General features: G+C 33.2%; 15 protein-coding genes. 11 read left to right on the plus strand and 4 right to left on the minus strand.

All coding sequences use genetic code 11. The features are described from left to right. Positions 1 to 73 precede the first annotated feature (73 nt). The gene (locus Q0783_RS01660) at positions 74 to 883 is read left to right on the plus strand and encodes a hypothetical protein (RefSeq protein WP_298892750.1); all 810 of its coding nucleotides are present in this window, start codon (positions 74 to 76) and stop codon (positions 881 to 883) included. Here Q0783_RS01660 and Q0783_RS01665 read toward each other — a convergent pair. The 4 genes from Q0783_RS01665 to Q0783_RS01680 are packed head-to-tail and all read right to left on the minus strand — an operon-like array spanning position 880 to position 8,115. Continuing rightward, on the minus strand, positions 880 to 1,557 hold the full coding sequence (locus tag Q0783_RS01665) for an ion channel (RefSeq protein WP_298754629.1): 678 nt from the start codon (positions 1,555 to 1,557) through the stop codon (positions 880 to 882). The two genes, Q0783_RS01660 and Q0783_RS01665, sit on opposite strands and share 4 nt — an antisense overlap. After that, positions 1,550 to 4,669 carry an efflux RND transporter permease subunit gene (locus tag Q0783_RS01670; protein WP_298892752.1) on the minus strand — a complete coding sequence of 1,040 codons (3,120 nt, stop codon included), beginning with the start codon at positions 4,667 to 4,669 and terminating at the stop codon, positions 1,550 to 1,552. The genes Q0783_RS01665 and Q0783_RS01670 overlap by 8 nt, the downstream gene beginning before the upstream one ends. A gap of 18 nt (positions 4,670 to 4,687) precedes the next feature. Next, positions 4,688 to 5,767 carry an efflux RND transporter periplasmic adaptor subunit gene (locus Q0783_RS01675; RefSeq protein WP_298892754.1) on the minus strand — a complete coding sequence of 360 codons (1,080 nt, stop codon included), beginning with the start codon at positions 5,765 to 5,767 and terminating at the stop codon, positions 4,688 to 4,690. A 5-nt stretch (positions 5,768 to 5,772) separates the two neighbouring features. After that, complete coding sequence (locus Q0783_RS01680; RefSeq protein WP_298892756.1) at positions 5,773 to 8,115, minus strand: TolC family protein; 2,343 nt, start codon at positions 8,113 to 8,115, stop codon at positions 5,773 to 5,775. Between the two features lie 482 nt (positions 8,116 to 8,597). On the opposite strand from Q0783_RS01680, the gene Q0783_RS01685 reads away from it, so the two are divergent. The 10 genes from Q0783_RS01685 to Q0783_RS01730 all read left to right on the plus strand — a co-directional run bounded on the left by Q0783_RS01685 (position 8,598) and on the right by Q0783_RS01730 (position 19,954). Continuing rightward, entirely contained in the window at positions 8,598 to 9,260 is a 663-nt protein-coding gene (locus tag Q0783_RS01685; protein ID WP_298754610.1) for a succinate dehydrogenase cytochrome b subunit, read from the plus strand. A 7-nt stretch (positions 9,261 to 9,267) separates the two neighbouring features. Then, positions 9,268 to 11,178: a fumarate reductase/succinate dehydrogenase flavoprotein subunit gene (locus Q0783_RS01690; protein ID WP_298892758.1), complete on the plus strand. Its 1,911-nt coding sequence runs from the start codon at positions 9,268 to 9,270 to the stop codon at positions 11,176 to 11,178. Between the two features lie 7 nt (positions 11,179 to 11,185). Further along, positions 11,186 to 11,929: a succinate dehydrogenase/fumarate reductase iron-sulfur subunit gene (locus tag Q0783_RS01695; RefSeq protein ID WP_298892760.1), complete on the plus strand. Its 744-nt coding sequence runs from the start codon at positions 11,186 to 11,188 to the stop codon at positions 11,927 to 11,929. A gap of 17 nt (positions 11,930 to 11,946) precedes the next feature. Next, positions 11,947 to 12,369 carry a hypothetical protein gene (locus Q0783_RS01700; RefSeq protein WP_298754604.1) on the plus strand — a complete coding sequence of 141 codons (423 nt, stop codon included), beginning with the start codon at positions 11,947 to 11,949 and terminating at the stop codon, positions 12,367 to 12,369. A gap of 53 nt (positions 12,370 to 12,422) precedes the next feature. Continuing rightward, positions 12,423 to 13,724, plus strand: a complete 1,302-nt coding sequence (locus tag Q0783_RS01705; RefSeq protein ID WP_298754601.1) for an anaerobic C4-dicarboxylate transporter — start codon at positions 12,423 to 12,425, stop codon at positions 13,722 to 13,724. Between the two features lie 24 nt (positions 13,725 to 13,748). Next, positions 13,749 to 14,330, plus strand: a complete 582-nt coding sequence (locus Q0783_RS01710) for a TlpA disulfide reductase family protein (protein WP_298892762.1) — start codon at positions 13,749 to 13,751, stop codon at positions 14,328 to 14,330. 44 nt (positions 14,331 to 14,374) lie between these two features. Next, entirely contained in the window at positions 14,375 to 15,793 is a 1,419-nt protein-coding gene (gene aspA, locus Q0783_RS01715) for an aspartate ammonia-lyase (protein WP_366915428.1), read from the plus strand. Positions 15,794 to 15,816: 23 nt separating this feature from the next. Further along, positions 15,817 to 16,956 carry a porin gene (locus Q0783_RS01720; protein ID WP_298892763.1) on the plus strand — a complete coding sequence of 380 codons (1,140 nt, stop codon included), beginning with the start codon at positions 15,817 to 15,819 and terminating at the stop codon, positions 16,954 to 16,956. Positions 16,957 to 17,000: 44 nt separating this feature from the next. Beyond that, the gene (locus Q0783_RS01725) at positions 17,001 to 18,821 is read left to right on the plus strand and encodes a pyruvate kinase (protein WP_298892764.1); all 1,821 of its coding nucleotides are present in this window, start codon (positions 17,001 to 17,003) and stop codon (positions 18,819 to 18,821) included. A gap of 302 nt (positions 18,822 to 19,123) precedes the next feature. Then, positions 19,124 to 19,954: a universal stress protein gene (locus Q0783_RS01730; protein WP_298892765.1), complete on the plus strand. Its 831-nt coding sequence runs from the start codon at positions 19,124 to 19,126 to the stop codon at positions 19,952 to 19,954. The last annotated feature ends 65 nt before the right edge of the window (positions 19,955 to 20,019 follow it).

The raw sequence follows: 20,019 nt of genomic DNA on the forward strand, positions 1-20,019 counted from the left end.
ATCAAATCTTTATACACTTAGTTTTGTGATTCTCAAGAAAAAGGCTTTAACTTTATTTTGAAAACAGATTTTTATGCGCTCACATTTCAATTTAGTTGTTCTTTTAATAGTCCTCACAGCATCATGTGATACTGGAAAACTAACCGTAATTGCAGATCTACCATCTAGTTTAAAAGAAACCTCAGCGATTGAAGTCACTAAAAATCCTGAGTTATTATGGGTTATTGAAGATGCTGGTAATAAGAATAATTTATATGCACTTAACCGTGAAGGTTCTATTATCAAAGACATAGATATTGACAATATTCAGAATATTGATTGGGAAGACCTCACCTCAGATGATGATGGAAATATGTATATAGGCGACTTTGGAAACAACTCAAAAAAGCGTAAAAACTTTGCTATATATAAAGTAACAAATCCCAAAAACATTGATAAATCTACGACTGCTAATGTGATTAGTTTTACACTTCCTAAGAAGATAAAGTCTAAGGATTTTGAATCTTTCTTTTTATATAATAATGCGTTCTATCTATTCAGTAAAGATCATAAGAAATGTAAATTATTTAAGGTTCCAAATACCATAGGCGATCATGTGGCTGAGTTTATTTCAGAATATAAATTTGAAGGGAAATACAAGAAAGTGACTTCGGCCGATATTAGCGACGATGGAAGAACAGTGGTATTACTCACACATGACAAGCTATGGAAATTAACCAATTACACCTCTGATGACTTTTTTAACGGAACCGTAGAGACAGTCAAATTTGAGCATGACTCTCAAAAAGAAGGCATTACATTAATAAATTCGAACACTGTTTTAATTACAGATGAAAAAACAAAAAATGAAGGCGGAAATATTTATAGTTTTAGTTTTGATTAATCGTTAGACTTTGCATTATGCTGAATATATTTCCCAACAACAATTGCCGTTACTATCACTAAATAAAACTGCCCCATAAGTCCAGTAATTAACGACGCTTTTTGTGCGAGAGGTGACACAGGAACTATATCACCATAACCAATAGTCATCAACGTAATATAGGAATAGTACATTATCGAGTCTAGACCCATAGATGCATTAGTGGAGTCAATTACAATACCTTTAAAAGAGTTAGGTTCTACAATTTCTATAGTTGTAAAAAGAAAAAACGCAATAAAGCCAAGAGAAATATAACCACACATAAGCCCAATAACCACAAGGTTATTAACACGTTTGGCTTTCCATATTTGAAGTATAATCTGGTGAGCAACGATAATATAAAAAATAAAATAAACGCTTAATCTTATGAGGAAATTCTCTTGAAACTCAGTTTGTCTATTCATCATACTACTGCCAAATACCACAAGAGATATCCCAAAGAGAATAATTAAAAACCACATGAGTTTTCTTTTTTTCGATACTAAAAAAATGCCAGCTATGGTATTAACCAAAAACAAGATTGGTGTTAACACATTTTCAAAAAATTCACTAGGAAATAGCAACGATCCAAACAATATAAACAATTGTGTCGCAAAGAAAATTTCGAATCTATGTTTATATAAATCTTTAATCATCTAATAACTCCTTATTGAACTCATAATCTTTATAATTCACCTTAAATAGGGCGCTGTATAGCGATGGGATAAACAATAATGTTATTATTGTTCCAAATAACAATCCTACCATAATCCCAATAGCCATACCTTCCCACATCTCTCCTCCAGAAATATATAGAGGAATTAAACCTAATACTGTTGTAAACGTAGCAAGAAGAATAGGTCTAAATCGTTGCAAACAAGCGGCAATGACTGCATCTTGTTCTGACCTTCCTAAATCACGTTGTTCAACTTCCATGCGGTCAATAAGTACAATAGCATTATTAATAACGATTCCAGCTAAAGAGATCACACCTAAAAATGGCATAAAACCGAATGCTTCACCAAATACCAATAAGCCAATAACAACACCAATGATACCTAAAGGAATTGTAAGTACGACCATTGTCATTTTTCTAAAGGAGTTAAACTGAATAATTAAAAGCAGAACAATTATAAATGCCGAAACAGGCAAGTATCCAATTACAGAACCCATACTTTCGGCAGTTTGCTTAGCATCACCTCCAAACTCATATTGATAATCTTGCGGCCAATTTTGTTGTTGTTCTATTAACCATGGCGTTATTGCTTTAGTAATTTCAGAGGCATTTCCACTTGCTCTTAATTCACTAGTCACATTTATGGTTCGACGCAAATCAAAACGTTTAATTTTTGAATATTGCCATTGCGGAACAATTGAAGCCACCTGCAATAGAGGCACACTTTTACCAGAATTTTGCGAATATATATTCAACGTCTCTAATGATGCTAGTGATTGTTGTTGACTCACATCACTTCGCATTATTATTGGTATAGACTTATCATCTTCACGATACTCACCTGTTTGAAAGCCATCCAACACAGTTCTGAGCGATGTAGCAATATCTTCACTCGTTATTCCAGCAGTTTGAGCCCTATTTTGATCTATTTCAATTAAGAATTTTTTACTCTTTGGTCCCCAATCATCTTTTACATTTTTGGTTCCAGTAATAGTAGATAATTTTAACTTAACTGCTTCAGCGATTCGAGACAATTCATCAGGGTTTTTACCAGAAACTTTAATCTCAATAGGTGTTCCGCTACCTCCTGCACCCAAAACCCCAACTTTTATATCTGCGTTAGGAAAATTATCAAACGTAAACTTATCAAGTTTTGTAATCATCTCATTGTTTTCATTAAAAGATGATGTATTAACCAGAATATGAGCATAATTTGAATTTGCTTCATCTGGAGAATATCCTAAATCATATGATTCAGGTCCTTCACCGATGTAAGACGACCAATCTGAAATACCATTAACTCTATTGGTATTGACTTGCAACGAATCTGCCATAAATTGTTCAATACGCTTAACGACTTCGGTTGTACGTTCGATTTTATTTCCTTCAGGTAAATTTATATCTATAGTAATCATATTTCGATCACTATCGGGAAAGAAGATGAAAGGTATTTTTGTAAATCCATATAAGGATGCAAAAAAGATAAGAAATATCCCTATGATCACTTTCCATTTATTGGTTAATGCAATTAAGATTAGATCCTTGTAATATCTTTTGTATTTATTAATAATCCTATCTATAAAACTAGGTTTGCTTTCTCCTTTTGGTTTTACTTTTAAAAAGAGATAACAGAATAACGTAATAACTGTTAATGCTATCATCCAAGACGACAATAACGCTATTGAAATCACAACAAAAATTGGCCCAACGATATCTCCCATAGTCGTTGGAGATAAATAAAACGCTAAAAATGCTGCCGAAGTTGTTAAGGTTGAAATTAGTAAAGGCATCCATAATTCTGAAAAGGCTTCAACAGCTGCACGTTTTTTATCAATACCTTGTTCCATCTTAACCATGATGGTTTCGGCTACTACAATAGCATTATCAACCAACATCCCAAGAGCCATAATTAAAGCCGCTAATGTTACTTGATTTAATCCCATATCAATAACTCCCATAATCATCAAAGTCATGATGGTCACTATTGGAATAAGACTCGCAATAACAAAACCTGTTCTAAAGCCTAAAAAGACGAGCATTACCAACAATACAATGGCAATTGATTGCATGAGATTGACTATAAAATCATTGACTTTCACATCAATATAAGTGTCTAATGAAGAGACTCTCGTAATTTCTAAACCAAGGGGTAATTTTTGTTGCCATTCATTAACTACAGCATTAACCTCTTCTCCAAGTGAAATCACGTTGGCATTTTCTTTTAAGTTCACATGTAATGAAATGGCATCTTTTCCATTGATACGGACTTTTTGCGTTGGTGGATCGATATACCCTTGCTCTACAGAAGTAATATCACCTAGTTTCACTAACTGTGTCCCATTATTATTACCAACAGATATAAGCATATTCCTAATATCTTCTACAGAATTAAAGTTTCCTGTTGGTTCTAAAATAATACGTTCGTCTCCTAAATTAATCTGCCCTCCAGAATTTAAGATATTAGTTGAAGCAATAGATTGTTGCAATTTTGAAGCAGACAATCCATACTCTTTTAATCGCGTATTATCAAATTCAACAAAAATGCGTTCATCTTGCTCACCTCCCATTTCAACCTTTGCAGCGTCCGGTATTTTAATAAGAGCGTCTTTGATATCATCCGCATATTCCTTCATCTCGGCATAGGAGTATCCATCAGAAGTTAACCCAATTACAATCCCATAAACATCTCCTACACCATCATCTTTTAAAGATGGTTGAACACCTTGAGGTAAGCCTTGTAAATCATTTAATTTACGTCGTAATCGATCCCAAACCGCTTGCATTTTTTTAGGCGAAACCTCATCTTTCAAAGTTACTGTGACAACAGATAAACCTGATCTCGAAGTACTTTTTACTTCTTTTAATTCTGGAAGTTCTTGAGCTACTTTTTCTATTTTATCTGTAACCAATTGCTCTACACGTTCTGGACCAGCACCTGGAAACTGAGATACTACAGTAGCAACTCTTACTGTATAAGGAGGCATGCTATCTCTTGACAAACCAGAATACATGGTTAAACCCATAAGTATTATGGTAGCCAATACCATAAAAGTAATTCTGTTTTTATCTATAGAAAATTGTGATAAATTCATTTAGTTGGTTGTTTAGAATTACTGTAGTCTTACTTCTTGTCCGTCTAATAATGTTTGTAAACCCGCAGTTGCTATTTTCTGTCCTTCTGTCAATCCAGATACTATTTCAAAGCCATCTCCTGTTAAGTTACCAATCGTAATTGGTTGTTTCTTTACTTTAGTTGTTTCACCTTCTTCAACGAGAAATACGAATCGACCATTACTATCTTCTCCAACCGCATTAGCAGGAACGACTAATACAGTGCTTTTTGTTTTACTATCTCCAAAATCAAAAGTAACATTGGCAGCCATACCACTTTTTATTTCATCGCTAGGATTAGTTATTGTAACACGTACTGGATATGTTGATGTATTTGAATCTACAGACGGAGCAACCTCAGTCACCTTTCCTTTAAACTTTTTATCAGACAAAGAAGTGAAACTTACATTCACAAGCATATCTTGTTTTACACCATTAATGACACTTTCTGGAATCCCTAAAGTAATTTCCATATCCTTTCCTGCATTAAGCGTAGCAACGGCTTGACCAGCGCTAACATTCTCATCAATTTCAGACATCACTGCAGCTATAACACCATTTTCTGGAGCATTGATATATCCAAAACGTATTTGCTCTTGCTGAATAGCTACACCTCGTTTAGCTGATTCATGACTCTGTTGTGCTGTTTTATAAGCATTCTTCGCCGCTTCAAAATCACTTAATGAAGAACTTCCTTTTTCGTATAAAGACCGTACTCGATTTAAACTCAGTTTAGCGGTATTCATTTGTGATGCTGCGCTATTTAAATCTGTTATAGCTTGCTCATATGACAATCGAGATTGCACATTATCCAGCTTAGCCAATAGTTGTCCTTTTTTTACTTTTTGACCCAATTTAACATCAAATTGCGTAATGATTCCATTATTCCGGAAACTCAAATTAATAATCTTATCTGTTTGAGCGGTTCCGCTAAATGATCTTATTTTCTCTCCTCCTAAATACGTTACCGTTTGATATTTAACAGGGCGAACAAATTTTTCCACAGCTTTTTTTTCTTCAGAACAGGAAAAAAATGCCATTAATAAAAGGAGGTAAATACTAGTTTTATTTTTCATCATAAATTCTAATTTCTTGTGTTTAAATACTCTAAAAAGCGCTGATTAAATTCGTTGTTTTTGGCTTGATCATTCAGCAGAAAATAATACCCCAGAAAGCGCTCCATTTGCAAAGCATTGATTAGATAGTTATATACTGCACTTACACTTGCGACTCTTGCGCTTAAATAGTTGTTTTGGGCATCTATTAATTGTACAATATTTACAGCACCGTTTGAATAGGATGTTTGTGTTAAATCAAGTGCTTCTTTGGCAGTTTCTTCAGAAACTTTAGACAATTCAATATTAGATATTTGATTGATAATATTTAAAACCGAATTTCTAATATTTGCGGATAAAGCTAATTCTGTATTCTCTTTATTAATATTTAATTGATCTTTTTGAATAATAGCTGTTTGCCTATTGATATTAGTTTGATTGCTATTTAATATAGGAATAGATACATTTAAAGCGATATTGTAATTATCATCTAAAAAAGACGTTCCTGGTGGCGCCGTACTACCTATACCATTTCTATCAAAAATTCTATTATATTGTCCTTGTAAGGCAATTGTTGGTAAAAAACGACCATAACTATTTAACTTTATATTCCGTTCGGTGGCATCTAAGTTATAATCTAAGGCTTTTAATTCGGGAGCATTGTTTTTTGATTCTTGAATTAAGAATTCAATAAAGGGTTCTCTTAACTTCGGATTATCTAATAAATCAATAAAACTATCGTAATTATACTGTTGTAAAAAGCCTTGATCTAAATTGACATCTTCAATACTTATTTCAGTATTTACAGGATTATTAAGCAATTGATTCAAAGTCACAAAGCTCTGCTCTAATTGATTAATTGCCTCAACCATAGCTTGTGTATTTTGTGCCATTTGGCTACGAAAACGTAATAAATCTGATTTTCCAGATTCGCCAGCTTCGTAGTTTTGTTCGGCAATTTGCAAATTTCTCCGTGTCAATTCTAAATTACCCATTTGAATCTGTAAGTTTGCTTTAAGTATTAAGGCGTTGAAATACGCATTAGAAGCATCAAAAACTGAGTTTAATTGCTCGGCATTGAAATTTTCCTGTTGTGCTTGCAATACACTCTTTTGAATAGAAATATTGGCATTAGCTGCTTCAGAAAACACGGTTTGTTGTAAGGTAATATTTCCTGCCGTTTGAAATTCTGGACTTTGCCCATTACTAATCTCTGCAAGGTTTGGGTCTGTATAAGTGCCATTAGCTGCGGCAGTTAAACTTGGCAAATAGTTACTTTTAGCTGTCTTAAGATCCTGTCCACTTAATTCAACATCTTTTTGAATGGACTGCAATGATAAATTTTGATCTAGTACTGTATTGATGACATCTATTAAATTGTATTGCTTCTCAGAAATTACGTTTTCAAACTTACCCACAAAATCTGTATCGTTGATTAAACTATACTTGATTGGAATTCCAACCAATTCAGTGGTATTAAAATTTATAGTTAAACGTTCACTAAAATCAATAAATACTGGCATTTCAGACAACGGAGTTCCATTAATATAGCCTTCTACTGAAAGTGATATACGACGAATAAATTGGTTTAAATTATCTTGAGATTGATTAGTTACCATCAAACCTTGTTCAACCTGTTTTATACCATTAGATGTAAATGATGGTAGCTTTTTATCAATAAAAGCTTGAGCCAATAATTTCACCTCATCGTCTTTTAAGAAAAACCCACTAGCTAAGTATACAGCATCAATATCGTCCAAGTTCGACGTGATATCTGAAACTGTTTTAAAAGGAATTAGTTTGTAGCTGGCATCCAAAGCTTCAAACTCTTTATCAAAGGTATCTTTTAAAGGTAAAAGGTTTACCATATGGTCTTCAACCAAGATTCCTAATGTTTTATAATTGGTAAGGGTTTTAAACTTGATAAAATCTTCATTGTAAGATTCAGATTCTATTAAATAGGTGAAGTTATCAATTCCAGAAGTAGTCTTACTAAAATCGATTGAACTAAAATCTCTATTAACAGCACCAAATAAAATGGTAGGCTTTTCATAAACAGGTTGCTTACTCACTATCTCATTATTAACGACACCAAAGGCAAGAATAATGTCGGTATCATTAGAAACAAGCGTATTATAATGTAGTCTCGCGTTTTCTAAGTTGTAGTTATTGACAAGAATATTTTTTTCAGAAAATATAATATTAGCGTCTTCTCCTACTACAGCAATAATCTGGTTTTGAATTTTTTGAAGCAAAGGCTCCATTTCTTCGGTTCTATTGTCTAGTAAAATACCAATAGCATAAGTATCTTTTTTTTGTGAAAAGGCAAATGTAACAAAAGTCAACGCTAATACTAAGATGATTTTTTTCATTTCAAATTGTTATTTTGTAAATATAACTGTTATACAAATAAATAACTACTACTAATTATAACTAAAATCAAATCATAAGTTAGATTACACAGTTATGCTACTGGTGATCCTGTACCAGTTCCAAAATTTATTTATGTGTTAATTGCGATAGTTCTCTTTGTTTCTGTATTGGCATATTTCAGAAATAAAAAATTCAAAAAATCTTTATAAACACTCACATGACAAAAGTCATATTCCTCAAGATTTTAACATGCTAACTTTGTATAACATATAATAAAAAGCTGTTTCATTTAAATATAAAATAATGGAAATCTTACAAATTTGTTTAAAATTATTAGTCCTAATAGTACCATTAGTTAGTATTGGTTTATATGGATTAATAAAAGGAAAGAAGGATTTAAAAAAGTGATGTTTTTTCACTAAATTAGTAGCTAATATTCTAAGATTTAGAAGAAGTATCCAATCAATCAAAATTAACTTCGATGAATCCACTGTTTTTTAGAAAAACAATTATTGCTGCGACAGGCCTTTTTCTTTGTGTATTTTTGATTGTACATCTCTCTGCAAATTGTATTTTACTATTACCAGAGGATATTGCCAGAGATTTATATAACTCCTACTCGACAACATTACGGGAAAGTCCCTTAATTAAGATCATAGCTTACGTTTTATATGCATCCATAATTCTTCACGCATTTTATGCTTTATTGGTAACACTTAGAAATCGCAAAGCTAAACCTCAAAAATATGTTGTTAATCACTCCAATGAAAATAGCACCTGGACCTCTCAAAATATGGGATTAATAGGCACAATAATATTACTATTCATTATTGTGCATTTAGCAAATTTCTGGGCACGAATTAAACTTGGAATGGGAGAAGAAGTTCGGTTAGATGATATGGGCAACAAAGATGTTTATGAAGTAACATATAACTTATTTCAAAACATCTACTTTGTTATCTTTTATACCCTAATTTCTATTCCTCTGGCATTACATTTACATCACGGTTTAAAAAGCGCCTTCAAAACCTTAGGCTTTTATCATAAAAAAGGATTGAAATTTTTAGCAAAAGTATCCTTAATATATGCGATTATAATGGGTGTTGGTTTTGGGATTATTCCTTTTATCGTTTATTTCAAATAACTAGAAGATGACATTAGATTCAAAAATTCCAGAAGGAAAACTCGAAGATAAATGGCGTAACTACCAAGTTAAGTCCCAATTAATAAACCCTGCAAATAAGAAAAAGCTCAATATCATTATTGTTGGCTCTGGATTATCTGGTGCTGGAGCAGCTTCTACTCTAGCTGAATTAGGCTATGATGTGAAGTGCTTCTGTTATCAGGATTCTGCCAGACGTGCCCATTCTGTCGCAGCTCAAGGCGGAATAAATGCCGCTAAAAACTATCAACATGATGGCGATAGTGTGTATCGTATGTTTTACGACACATTAAAGGGTGGTGACTTTAGGTCACGTGAAGCCAACACTTATCGGTTAGCAGAATTATCTGCTCCGCTCATTGACCATTTTGTACAGCAAGGGGTACCTTTTGCAAGAGAATATGGAGGCACTTTGGTTAATCGGAGTTTTGGTGGTGTACAAGTCCAACGCACGTTTTATGCTCGTGGACAAACAGGTCAGCAATTACTTTTGGCTGCTTATTCTCAATTATATAAAATGGTACGTGCTAAAAAAGTTGAAATGTTTCCGCGAAGCGAAATGTTAGATTTAGTTGTTATTGATGGAAAAGCAAAAGGTATTATCGTTAGAGATTTAGTGACTGGTAAATTAAAACGTTTTGCTGCTGATGCTGTTGTCTTAGCAACTGGAGGCTATTCTCGTGTATTTAGACTATCAACTTTAGCTATTGGTTGCAATGGAAGTGCATTATGGAAAGCACATAAAAAAGGCGCATTATTTGGAGCGCCAAGTTTTACTCAAATTCATCCCACAGCATTACCACAGTCTAGTGAAGCACAATCCAAGCTTACCTTAATGTCTGAATCACTTCGTAATGATGGACGCATTTGGGTTCCAAAACAAAAAGGAGATTCAAGAAAAGCAAATGATATTCCTGAAGAAGAGCGCGATTATTACTTAGAGCGTCGCTATCCTAGTTTTGGAAATCTTGCCCCTCGTGATATTGCCTCACGCGCAGCTAAAGAACGTATAGATGCTGGTTTTGGCGTAGGACGATTAAAAAATGCAGTCTATTTAGATTTTAGACATGCTATTGAAAAATTTGGTTTGGAAACTATAAAAGATAGGTATGGCAATCTGTTTACGATGTATAAAAAAATTACGGGAATAGACGCTTATAAAGAACCAATGCAAATCTCACCTGCGGCACATTTCTCTATGGGTGGACTTTGGGTAGATTATGAATTAATGACAACCATTCCTGGCTTATATGCTGTTGGAGAATGTAATTTTTCTGATCATGGTGCTAACAGACTAGGTGCTAATTCATTATTGCAAGCAAGTGTTGATGGCTATTTCATATTACCAAATACTATAAATAATTATTTGGCTTCCGAAATAAAAACAGATCACCCAACTACAGATCATCTAGAGTTTGAAAAAGCAGAAAAAGAAACCAAAGCACATATAGAACGAATTCTTGCTATAAATGGAACAAAAACAGTCGATCATTTTCATAGAAAACTAGGTAAAGTCATGTGGCAAGAATGTGCGATGAGCCGAAATAAATCTGGATTAGAAAAAGCAATTACTCAAATCAAAACGATTAGAGATCAGTTTTGGAGTGATGTGAAAGTTACAGGTCACGATAAGGAAATGAATACTGAACTTGAAAAAGCATTACGCTTGGCCGATTTCATTGAATTAGGAATTTTAATGTGCACAGACGCTTTAGAGCGTGAAGAATCCTGTGGTGCGCACTTTAGAGAAGAATACCAAACTGAAGATGGAGAAGCTGTGCGTGTAGATAAAGACTATAGTTATGTTTCAGCCTGGGAATATGATAATGGTGATTTCAAACTACACAAGGAGACACTAGAATTTGAATTTGTTAAACCTTCAGTAAGAAGCTATAAATAATTAGATTATGCGAGTAACATTCAAAATATGGAGACAAGAGGGACCTGATGATAAAGGAGTCATAAGAGCATATGAAGTAGATGGATTATCAGAAGACATGTCGTTTCTGGAAGCATTAGATCATTTAAATGAGTTGCTTGTTCTTAAAAACGAAAAAGTCGTTGCTTTTGAATACGATTGTCGTGAAGGTATTTGCGGTCAATGTGGTGTGTTTATTAATGGTCGTGCTCATGGGCCTCACGATAATATAACAACCTGTCAATTGCATATGCGTAGTTTTAATGACGGAGACACGATTATTGTTGAACCTTGGAGAGCAGCATCATTTCCAGTAATTAAAGATTTAGTAGTCGATCGTTCTTCATTAGATAGGATTATTGAACACGGTGCTTTTATAAGTGCAAAAACAGGAACAGCACCAGAAGCAAATGCCATTCCAATACCAAAAGATGTGTCAGATAGAGCTATGGATGCCGCAGCCTGTATTGGTTGTGGCGCTTGTGTAGCAACTTGTAAAAATTCATCTGCTGCGTTATTTACTTCAGCAAAAATAAATCATTTAAATACATTACCTCAAGGTAAAGCAGAAGAACATAAACGTGTGGCAGAAATGACATTTCAAATGGAAATTGAAGGCTTCGGAAGTTGTACCTTTACTGGTGCTTGCGAAGTAGAATGTCCTGAAGGTATTTCTATAATCAATATTGCAGAAATGAATGCTCGTGTAGTAAAATCTAAATTATTGAGATAATCAAACATATATATAAAATGAACTTAAAAAGAACTTTATTAATCGCCATTGGATGTTTTAGCATACAAGTTATGTTTGCTCAAGAACTCACCGCAGAACAAAAAGAACGTCTTGAATACAAGATCGATATTTTCACTTCTGGAGAAAAAGAAATACAAGAATTATGGTATGAAGACCAAATGGACAAAATGAAACTTAAGGGAGAACTAAGAGAAAATTATAAAAAAATCGTAGTCTATCATGCTTATAAAATGGAGCGTCTAGATGATTTAGATAAAAAGTTAAATGATAAAGAGGTATACAAAGCTTTGCAGAAACAGTTAAAATTGATGAATACTGATGTCAAAGAGATTTTAAATACTGAACAATATGTAATCCATGATGACACATGGAAGGCGATATTAAGAGCAGTTTACTATCAAAAGAAATGGGATAACTGATATTACTATTAACAAAACTCTTTGTATCAATTAACAACTAAAATTAAAACATTATGATTTGGATAGAATTATTAGTCGTTCTCTTTTTTATCTTCCTAGGATCTAAAATGGGAGGTATTGGTATTGGTTATGCTGGTGGAGCTGGTGTTGTTGTACTCACACTTATTTTTGGTTTAGAGGCTGGCTCTGTTCCTGTAGATGTTATTTTAATTATTATGGCAGTAATTTCTGCAATCGCAGCAATGCAAAAAGCTGGCGGACTGGATTATTTAGTCCATTTATCTGAAAAAATATTGCGCAAAAACCCTAAGCGCGTCACTTTCATAGCACCTACCGTTACGTACTGGATGACTTTATTGGCTGGAACGGGACATACAGCTTATGCTGCACTTCCTGTAATTACAGAAGTAGCAAAAGAAGGTGGTGTTAGGCCATCTAAACCTTTGAGTATTTCGGTTGTGGCTTCTCAAATTGCAATTACTGCCTCTCCTATTTCTGCTGCAGTTGTAATATTTGCTAGTTTTCTAGAACCTTTAGGTATTTCATATTTACAATTGTTAGCAGTAGCAATTCCATCAACAATTCTAGCGTGTATGGTTGGTGCAATTGTAGCAAATAAATTAGGAAAACCTTTAGCCGAAGATCCAGAATATCAAAGACGAGTTGCTGCAGGGTTAGTAAAACATAAAAGCGGAAAACATCATGAAGATCCTAAAAGTGCAAAATGGTCTGTAGGCATTTTTTTAGTTGCTATTATATTGATAGTTACTTATGCAAGTATGATTTCTAAAAAAGTAGGCCTCATAGAAAATCCTGTGATTGGTAGAAACGAAGCTATTATGGCAGTAATGCTATTAGCAGCAACAGTAATCGCTTTAGTTTGTAAAATAAAAATGAATGACATTACAAGTATGTCTACTTTTAAATCGGGTATGAGTGCTGCTATTTGTGTACTTGGTGTGGCTTGGTTAGGTGATACTTTTGTTAGCAATCATATAGAAGAAATTAAGAGTGCAGCTGGTGGTGTTTTAAATGAATATTCTTGGATGTTGGCTGTCGTTTTATTCTTTGCTAGTATGTTACTATACTCTCAAGCTGCAACAACAACCGCTTTAATGCCTGCAGCTTTAGCTTTAGGAGTTAGTCCTCTAGCCGCTATTGCTTCTTTTGCAGCAGTAAGTGCATTATTCGTATTACCTACCTACCCTACACTATTAGCCGCCGTTGAAATGGATGATACAGGAACTACCAAAATTGGTAAATATGTTTTTAACCACTCTTTTATTATCCCAGGAATAGTAACCATTACAGCAAGTGTCATCTTCGGATTTATATTAGGAGGTTTAATTTTATAAAATTTTAATAAAACATCAAAAAACATGAAACAAAAAATAATTATTTATTCCCTTGGATTAGTTACAGGCTTACTGGTATGGTTTGCTTACGATCGCTATGAATCTTTCAGCAATGCTGCGTCTATTGAGGAATTCTACAAAGACTATGAGAAAAATGAATTCATGGTAGAAGAAAAAGCACCTGAATTTATCGCAAGTGATTTATATAAAATGAAATTAACGTCCTTAGATAAAAAAGAAACGAATATCAAAAAAGGAAAGAAAATCGTTTTTATCAATTTCTGGGCAACATGGTGCAAACCTTGTATAGATGAAATGCCTTCAATTCAAAGACTGTACGATCGATCAAATGAAAATGTAGATTTTTATCTATTGACATATGAAGATATAGATAAGGCAAAAGAATTTATAAATAAAAAAGGGTTTTCCTTCCCTGTTTATTCTTTCAACGGTAAATCTAATTTGCCAGAATATTTTCAATATAATGGAGGAAGTATTCCAGACACTTATATTATTCATAATGACAAAATTCAATTCCATCATGTAGGAGCTGCACCTTGGGATTCTAAAAAAGTGGATTCATTGTTTACTAAAATTTTAAAATAAAACATTTCAGTTCTAACATCGAACTGAGTTAAAAATAAGACATCATGAAAACAAGAAAAGAAACTGATCTTCTAGGAGACTTAGAAATTTATGACGAATTATATTATGGAGTACATACACAAAGGGCTATTAACAACTTTAAAATTTCAGGCTCTAAAATTGGTGATTTCCCCATCTTTGTTAAAGGTTTAGTACTAACCAAAAAAGCTTGTGCATCTGCTAACAAAGAAATTGGAACTATACCAGCAGATAAGGCAGATATGATTATTCAAGCTTGTGATCACATACTTGATAATCTAAAGAAGTATGCACAATTTTTTCCTTCCGATGTTTTTCAAGGAGGTGCTGGTACTTCAGTAAACATGAATGCAAATGAAGTTATTACCAATGTAGGTCTTGAACTTAATGGTCACGAAAAAGGAAGTTATGATATTTTACACCCTAACGACCATGTGAATAAGTCTCAATCTACAAATGATGCATATCCAACAGGCTTTAGAGTTGCTGTTTATTATTATATGAATCAGTTATTAGATCGCATTAATCTTTTAACAACGAGCTTAGATAAGAAGGCTGCAGAATTCAAGAAGGTTCTTAAAATGGGTAGAACTCAATTACAAGATGCCGTACCAATGTCTTTAGGTGACGAATTTGGGGCTTGGTCTGCAAATTTAAAAGAAGAAACAAAGAATCTAAAACATTGTCGCGACTTAATCTTAGAAGTTAATTTAGGAGCAACTGCAATAGGTACAGGTGTAAATGCACCAGATGGCTTTACTCAATTATCTATAGGATATTTACAACAATATACTAAAGCAAGTTTTGTTCCTGCTGAAAATTTGATTGAAGCCACTTCAGACTGTGGTGCTTATGTTATGATTTCTGGAGCATTAAAACGCACCAGTGTTAAATTATCTAAAATTTGTAACGATCTACGGTTATTATCTTCTGGACCACGTTGTGGGCTTAATGAAATCAATCTACCAGAAATGCAAGCAGGTTCATCTATTATGCCAGCAAAAGTAAATCCAGTAATTCCTGAAGTAGTCAACCAAGTATGCTTTAAAATTATTGGTAATGATGTTACAATTTCTTTCGCTGCTGAAGCAGGACAATTACAATTAAATGTTATGGAACCTGTAATTGCACAATGTATGTTTGAGTCTGTAGAATTGTTATCTAATGCTTGCATTACCCTTGCTGAAAAATGTATAGATGGAATAACTGCTAATGAAGAGCACACCAAACAAATGGTGTTTAATTCAGTAGGTATAATTACATTTTTGAATCCTTATATAGGTCATCATATGGGTGATGTTTTAGGTAAAGAAGCTGTAGAAACCGGTAAAACAATTCGTGAATTAGTTCTTGAAAAAGAATTACTTTCTGAAGAAGAATTAGATAAAATTTTAAGTGTAGATAATTTAATGAATCCTAAATACACTGCAGCGTTACATAAATAATTTCTTAATCAAAAATTATCCAGATGAAAAAACCTTTTAATACTTTCAGAAAAAGAACACTATTGTTGGTATTATGCTCTATTTCCTGTCATATATATGGGCAAGAAAATGATAAAAAAGAAAGCGAAACCAATACAAATTGGATTGAAGAAATTACATCTCGAGTGACGCCTTATGGAAGTATAAGGCTTGGTGCTGGTTTTGCCGAGGAAGGCGAAATTGGAATTTCAAATAATTCGCCACGAGTAGGTTTAACGTTTAGTCATAGACTCTCACAAAATGAAGCAGATAATTTTAATATTATAGGACGTGTTGAATTTGGATTAAATTTAACGTCAAGAGATGACACTGTTGAATTTGCTGTTGATGCAGACGAAGGTATAGCTCAAGTAGGAGATGCTGTTTTTACAAGAATTGGATATGCAGGCATTTCTTATAAAGAGTTCTCAATTATTTTCGGAAAAAACAACTCTATTTATTACAGTTTAGCTGCTGGTCAAGTAGACAACTTCCTTGCTTTTGGAGGAACAGGTCTTGGTGTTTGGAACATATCTGATGGTGGCGTTTCTGGAACAGGTAGGGCAAATCAAGTATTACAACTAAACTATAAGAAAGAAGGTTTAAGTCTTGGTGCTCAAGCTCAAGTTCGAGACATTTCTGTAAATAGTGAAAGTATTGACACCTATGGGTTTGGAGCCAATTACAAATTAAATGGGTTTGTTATAGGTATCGCTTATAATAAAGTAAATGATGGTGTAGAAGATCCTGAGCCTAATCAGGCTAAAGACGGAGATGAAGCCTTTATAACTGCGGCTTCTTTTGAAAAAAATCGTTTTAAAGTAGCCTTGTCATATGGAATTTTTAAGAATCATCATAGAACAGGAGATATGTTCTACGATAGTAAAGGCATAGAGTTTTATTCACGTTATAAGTTTTCTACTAATAAGCGATGGCATGTAGCAGCTGGATTTAGTTCATTAAAACCAGACTCAGGAGAAAATTTAGGTGATTTTGATACAAAATTTGGAATCTTTGAGGTCGCCTATAATTTTAAAAAGTCGAGTCATATTTTTGTGAGTACAAAACAAGACCAAAGTAAAAATAGCTTTGACGATAGAAGAAATCAGAGTATCTATGGTATTGGAATACGATTTAATTTTTAATGCAACTCTTAAAAAGTTAAGCATTATGAAATCCGCCAAATTAAATGAAAGTTAATCCTAATAAAATAAAAAAACTCATTACCCAAATTGAATCTCTTATTGAACTTCTTATGAGTGAAGAACAGCGCTATAAAGATGTCTTTAATTCTGTACATTCGCACTATTCAGAGAGTACTAAAAACTTGGTTTATTACAACAGTATTAGGAAAGTAGATTTAAGATCTCTACAAAAAAAATTACAAAATTTAGGTCTTTCTAGGCTAGCCAAAGCTGAAGGACATATTATGTCTAGTTTGGTAAAAACAAGATTTATTCTCTATAAGCTTTTGGATGAATTACCGCCATATGCAATCAAACCTGGATTATCCATAAAAAATGGAAAACGTTTATTAAATAAGCACTCTAAAGAACTTTTAGGATACCGTTCTAAAGGAAGACGTGTTAGAATAATGGTAACACAACCAACACAGGCTGCCTATGATTATAATATGGTTCATGAAATGGTAGGACTTGGAATGAACTGTGCTCGAATTAATTGCGCACATGATGATCCAGAAGTCTGGGAAAAAATTATAAATAACATAAAAAAAGCATCCAAAGCTCATGGCAAAACCATAAAAATAGCTATGGATTTGGCTGGACCAAAAATTAGAACTGGGCATATTACACCAGGTCCAAAAATCAAAAAATTCTCACCAGAAAGAGATGAATCGGGTAAAATAATTAATCCTGCTATAATTGAACTTGTCCCAGTTATAATGGAAGATTCAGAGTACAACTCATTACCCGTTTCTGCAGAATGGTTGAAAAAATTAGAGAAAAGTGATCTTTTATTTTTAAAAGATTCACGAGATAAACATAGAGAATTCAAAGTCATTGAAATATCAATAAACAAAGTAATCGTTCATTGTTACGAAACGTCATACATAGAAACAGGAACTTTAATTTGTTGTAATAGATCAACCATGTTGGATACTCATATTGGAGAATTACCTCCAATTGAGCAACATATATTATTAAAGACAAATGATAGTCTTATTATTACAAAAGATAATGTTCTTGGTAGTCCTGCTGTATATGACGATGAAGGAAAGCTAATCGAAAATGCTCATATCTCTTGTCAAACACCAGAAGTATTTAATCGTATCAAAGAAGGTGAGATTATTCTATTTGATGATGGTAAAATTGAAGGTCGTATAGAAACGATTCTTGAAGACTATTTGAAGGTAAAAATAACAAGAGCAAAAGATACAGGTTCCAAGTTAAAAGCCGAAAAAGGAATGAACTTTCCTGAAACAAATCTTGGTATTAGTGGTTTAACAGAAAAAGATAAGATTGATTTAGAGTTTGTTACTCAACATGCCGATGTCGTTAATTTTTCTTTTGTTAATTCTAAAGAAGATGTCGAAGAATTACTTGTAGAATTAAAGAAATGGAACGTTACTAATTCTTTAAGTATTATCTTAAAAATTGAAACAAAATTTGCCTTTGACAATCTTATTGAGATATTATTAGCTGCCATGAAGGTGAAACATATTGGCGTTATGATTGCAAGAGGAGATTTGGCAGTTGAAACTGGTTGGGAAAATATTGGCAGAATACAAGAGGAAATACTAGCACTATGTAGTGCTGCACATATTCCTGTGATTTGGGCAACGCAAGTATTAGAAAACTTTGCAAAAAAAGGATTACCTTCAAGATCAGAAATAACAGATGCAGTGCATTCACTTCAAGCTGAATGTATTATGTTAAACAAAGGTCCTTATATGGAAAATGTTCTCCAATTGTTAACCAAAATTCTATCAAACATGGAACATTATCATGAAAAAAATGAAACCATGCTTCCTAAAATGGAAAAGGCTTAACTATACTAGCAATTAATAATGATTTCGTCTTTAATAATTTGTCCAACTATTTGTTGTGAAAAGGTTAAAGCTGCAGATTGTCTTAAAGATTGGTCCAATAGTGCAGATTCACCTGTCCAAATCTAAGTCTCTTTCCCTCCTACTAGTTCTCCTTTTAAATTATACAAAACAGCCTTGTTAACATATGATTTTGTAAGCACATAATGTCCTAATTCATTAACTGTAATGTAAACTTTAAAACATCAATAGCTCTTGAAATTTCTTCGATTTTCATACATTTACACCTAACGAAAACAAACACTATGAAAAAAATAATCTTACCTGTAGATTTTTCGAAGCATTCAGAATATGCTTTAGAAACTGCAGCTACTCTAGCTAAAAAGCACAATGCACAACTTATTGTCATGAATATGCTTGAATTATCAGAATCTATCTTTTCAGAATCTAGTTCAGATAAACAAGAAGAAATGTTATTTATGCTGGCTTCGGCAAATAAAACATTTGAAAGCTTTCTGGATAAAGATTATTTGGAAGGTATAGATGTTGTTCCAATGATCAAACGTCATAAAGTATTTAAAGAAGTGGATATTATAGCTAAACAGGAAGATGCCGATTTGATTGTAATGGGCTCAAGAGGGCATAGTAATCATGACGGAATATTTACTGGTTCTAATACTGAAAAAGTTGTAAGACATAGCGACACACCTGTACTTGTTGTTAAGGGTAAACATACTAATGTTGATTTTGACAATGTCGTATTAGCGACAGATTTTTCTGAAGAAAGTATTCCAGCATTTAAAAAGGCCTCTAACCTTTTGAATACATTAGGAAATAAAATCACGCTGTTGCATATAAACACACCTCATAACGGTTTCAGAAGTACCGATGAAATTGAAACTAAAGCGAATGAATTCTTAAAAAAAGCAGATGCGAAAGATTGGAAAGATCACATCAAATATGCTTCTGACTATTCTGTTGAAGATGGGGTTTTAAATCACTCTAAGAGAACTGGAGCACAGTTATTAGCAATGACAACCCATGGTAAAACAGGCCTAAGTCATTTCTTTGGTGGTAGTATTGCTGAAGATGTTGTTAATCACTCTATGCTTCCAGTTATTACGTTTAAGTTGTAACCACAAGCAAATTTGAATTCTATAAAAAAGCCTAAACATAAATTTAGGCTTTTTTACTTATACAA

This window comes from uncultured Psychroserpens sp. (assembly GCF_947500255.1).
In the GTDB taxonomy this organism is placed as follows: domain Bacteria; phylum Bacteroidota; class Bacteroidia; order Flavobacteriales; family Flavobacteriaceae; genus Psychroserpens.

Excerpts from the sequence above, each read along its gene's own strand:
- Q0783_RS01700 (WP_298754604.1), top strand. The coding sequence starts at position 11,947 with ATGAACTTAAAAAGAACTTTATTAATCGCCATTGGATGTTTTAGCATA.
- aspA (WP_366915428.1), top strand. The coding sequence starts at position 14,375 with ATGAAAACAAGAAAAGAAACTGATCTTCTAGGAGACTTAGAAATTTAT.
- Q0783_RS01675 (WP_298892754.1), bottom strand. The coding sequence starts at position 5,767 with ATGATGAAAAATAAAACTAGTATTTACCTCCTTTTATTAATGGCATTT.
- Q0783_RS01665 (WP_298754629.1), bottom strand. The coding sequence starts at position 1,557 with ATGATTAAAGATTTATATAAACATAGATTCGAAATTTTCTTTGCGACA.
- Q0783_RS01660 (WP_298892750.1), top strand. The coding sequence starts at position 74 with ATGCGCTCACATTTCAATTTAGTTGTTCTTTTAATAGTCCTCACAGCA.
- Q0783_RS01725 (WP_298892764.1), top strand. The coding sequence starts at position 17,001 with ATGAAAGTTAATCCTAATAAAATAAAAAAACTCATTACCCAAATTGAA.
- Q0783_RS01690 (WP_298892758.1), top strand. The coding sequence starts at position 9,268 with ATGACATTAGATTCAAAAATTCCAGAAGGAAAACTCGAAGATAAATGG.
- Q0783_RS01705 (WP_298754601.1), top strand. The coding sequence starts at position 12,423 with ATGATTTGGATAGAATTATTAGTCGTTCTCTTTTTTATCTTCCTAGGA.
- Q0783_RS01720 (WP_298892763.1), top strand. The coding sequence starts at position 15,817 with ATGAAAAAACCTTTTAATACTTTCAGAAAAAGAACACTATTGTTGGTA.
- Q0783_RS01695 (WP_298892760.1), top strand. The coding sequence starts at position 11,186 with ATGCGAGTAACATTCAAAATATGGAGACAAGAGGGACCTGATGATAAA.
- Q0783_RS01680 (WP_298892756.1), bottom strand. The coding sequence starts at position 8,115 with ATGAAAAAAATCATCTTAGTATTAGCGTTGACTTTTGTTACATTTGCC.
- Q0783_RS01685 (WP_298754610.1), top strand. The coding sequence starts at position 8,598 with ATGAATCCACTGTTTTTTAGAAAAACAATTATTGCTGCGACAGGCCTT.
- Q0783_RS01670 (WP_298892752.1), bottom strand. The coding sequence starts at position 4,669 with ATGAATTTATCACAATTTTCTATAGATAAAAACAGAATTACTTTTATG.
- Q0783_RS01730 (WP_298892765.1), top strand. The coding sequence starts at position 19,124 with ATGAAAAAAATAATCTTACCTGTAGATTTTTCGAAGCATTCAGAATAT.
- Q0783_RS01710 (WP_298892762.1), top strand. The coding sequence starts at position 13,749 with ATGAAACAAAAAATAATTATTTATTCCCTTGGATTAGTTACAGGCTTA.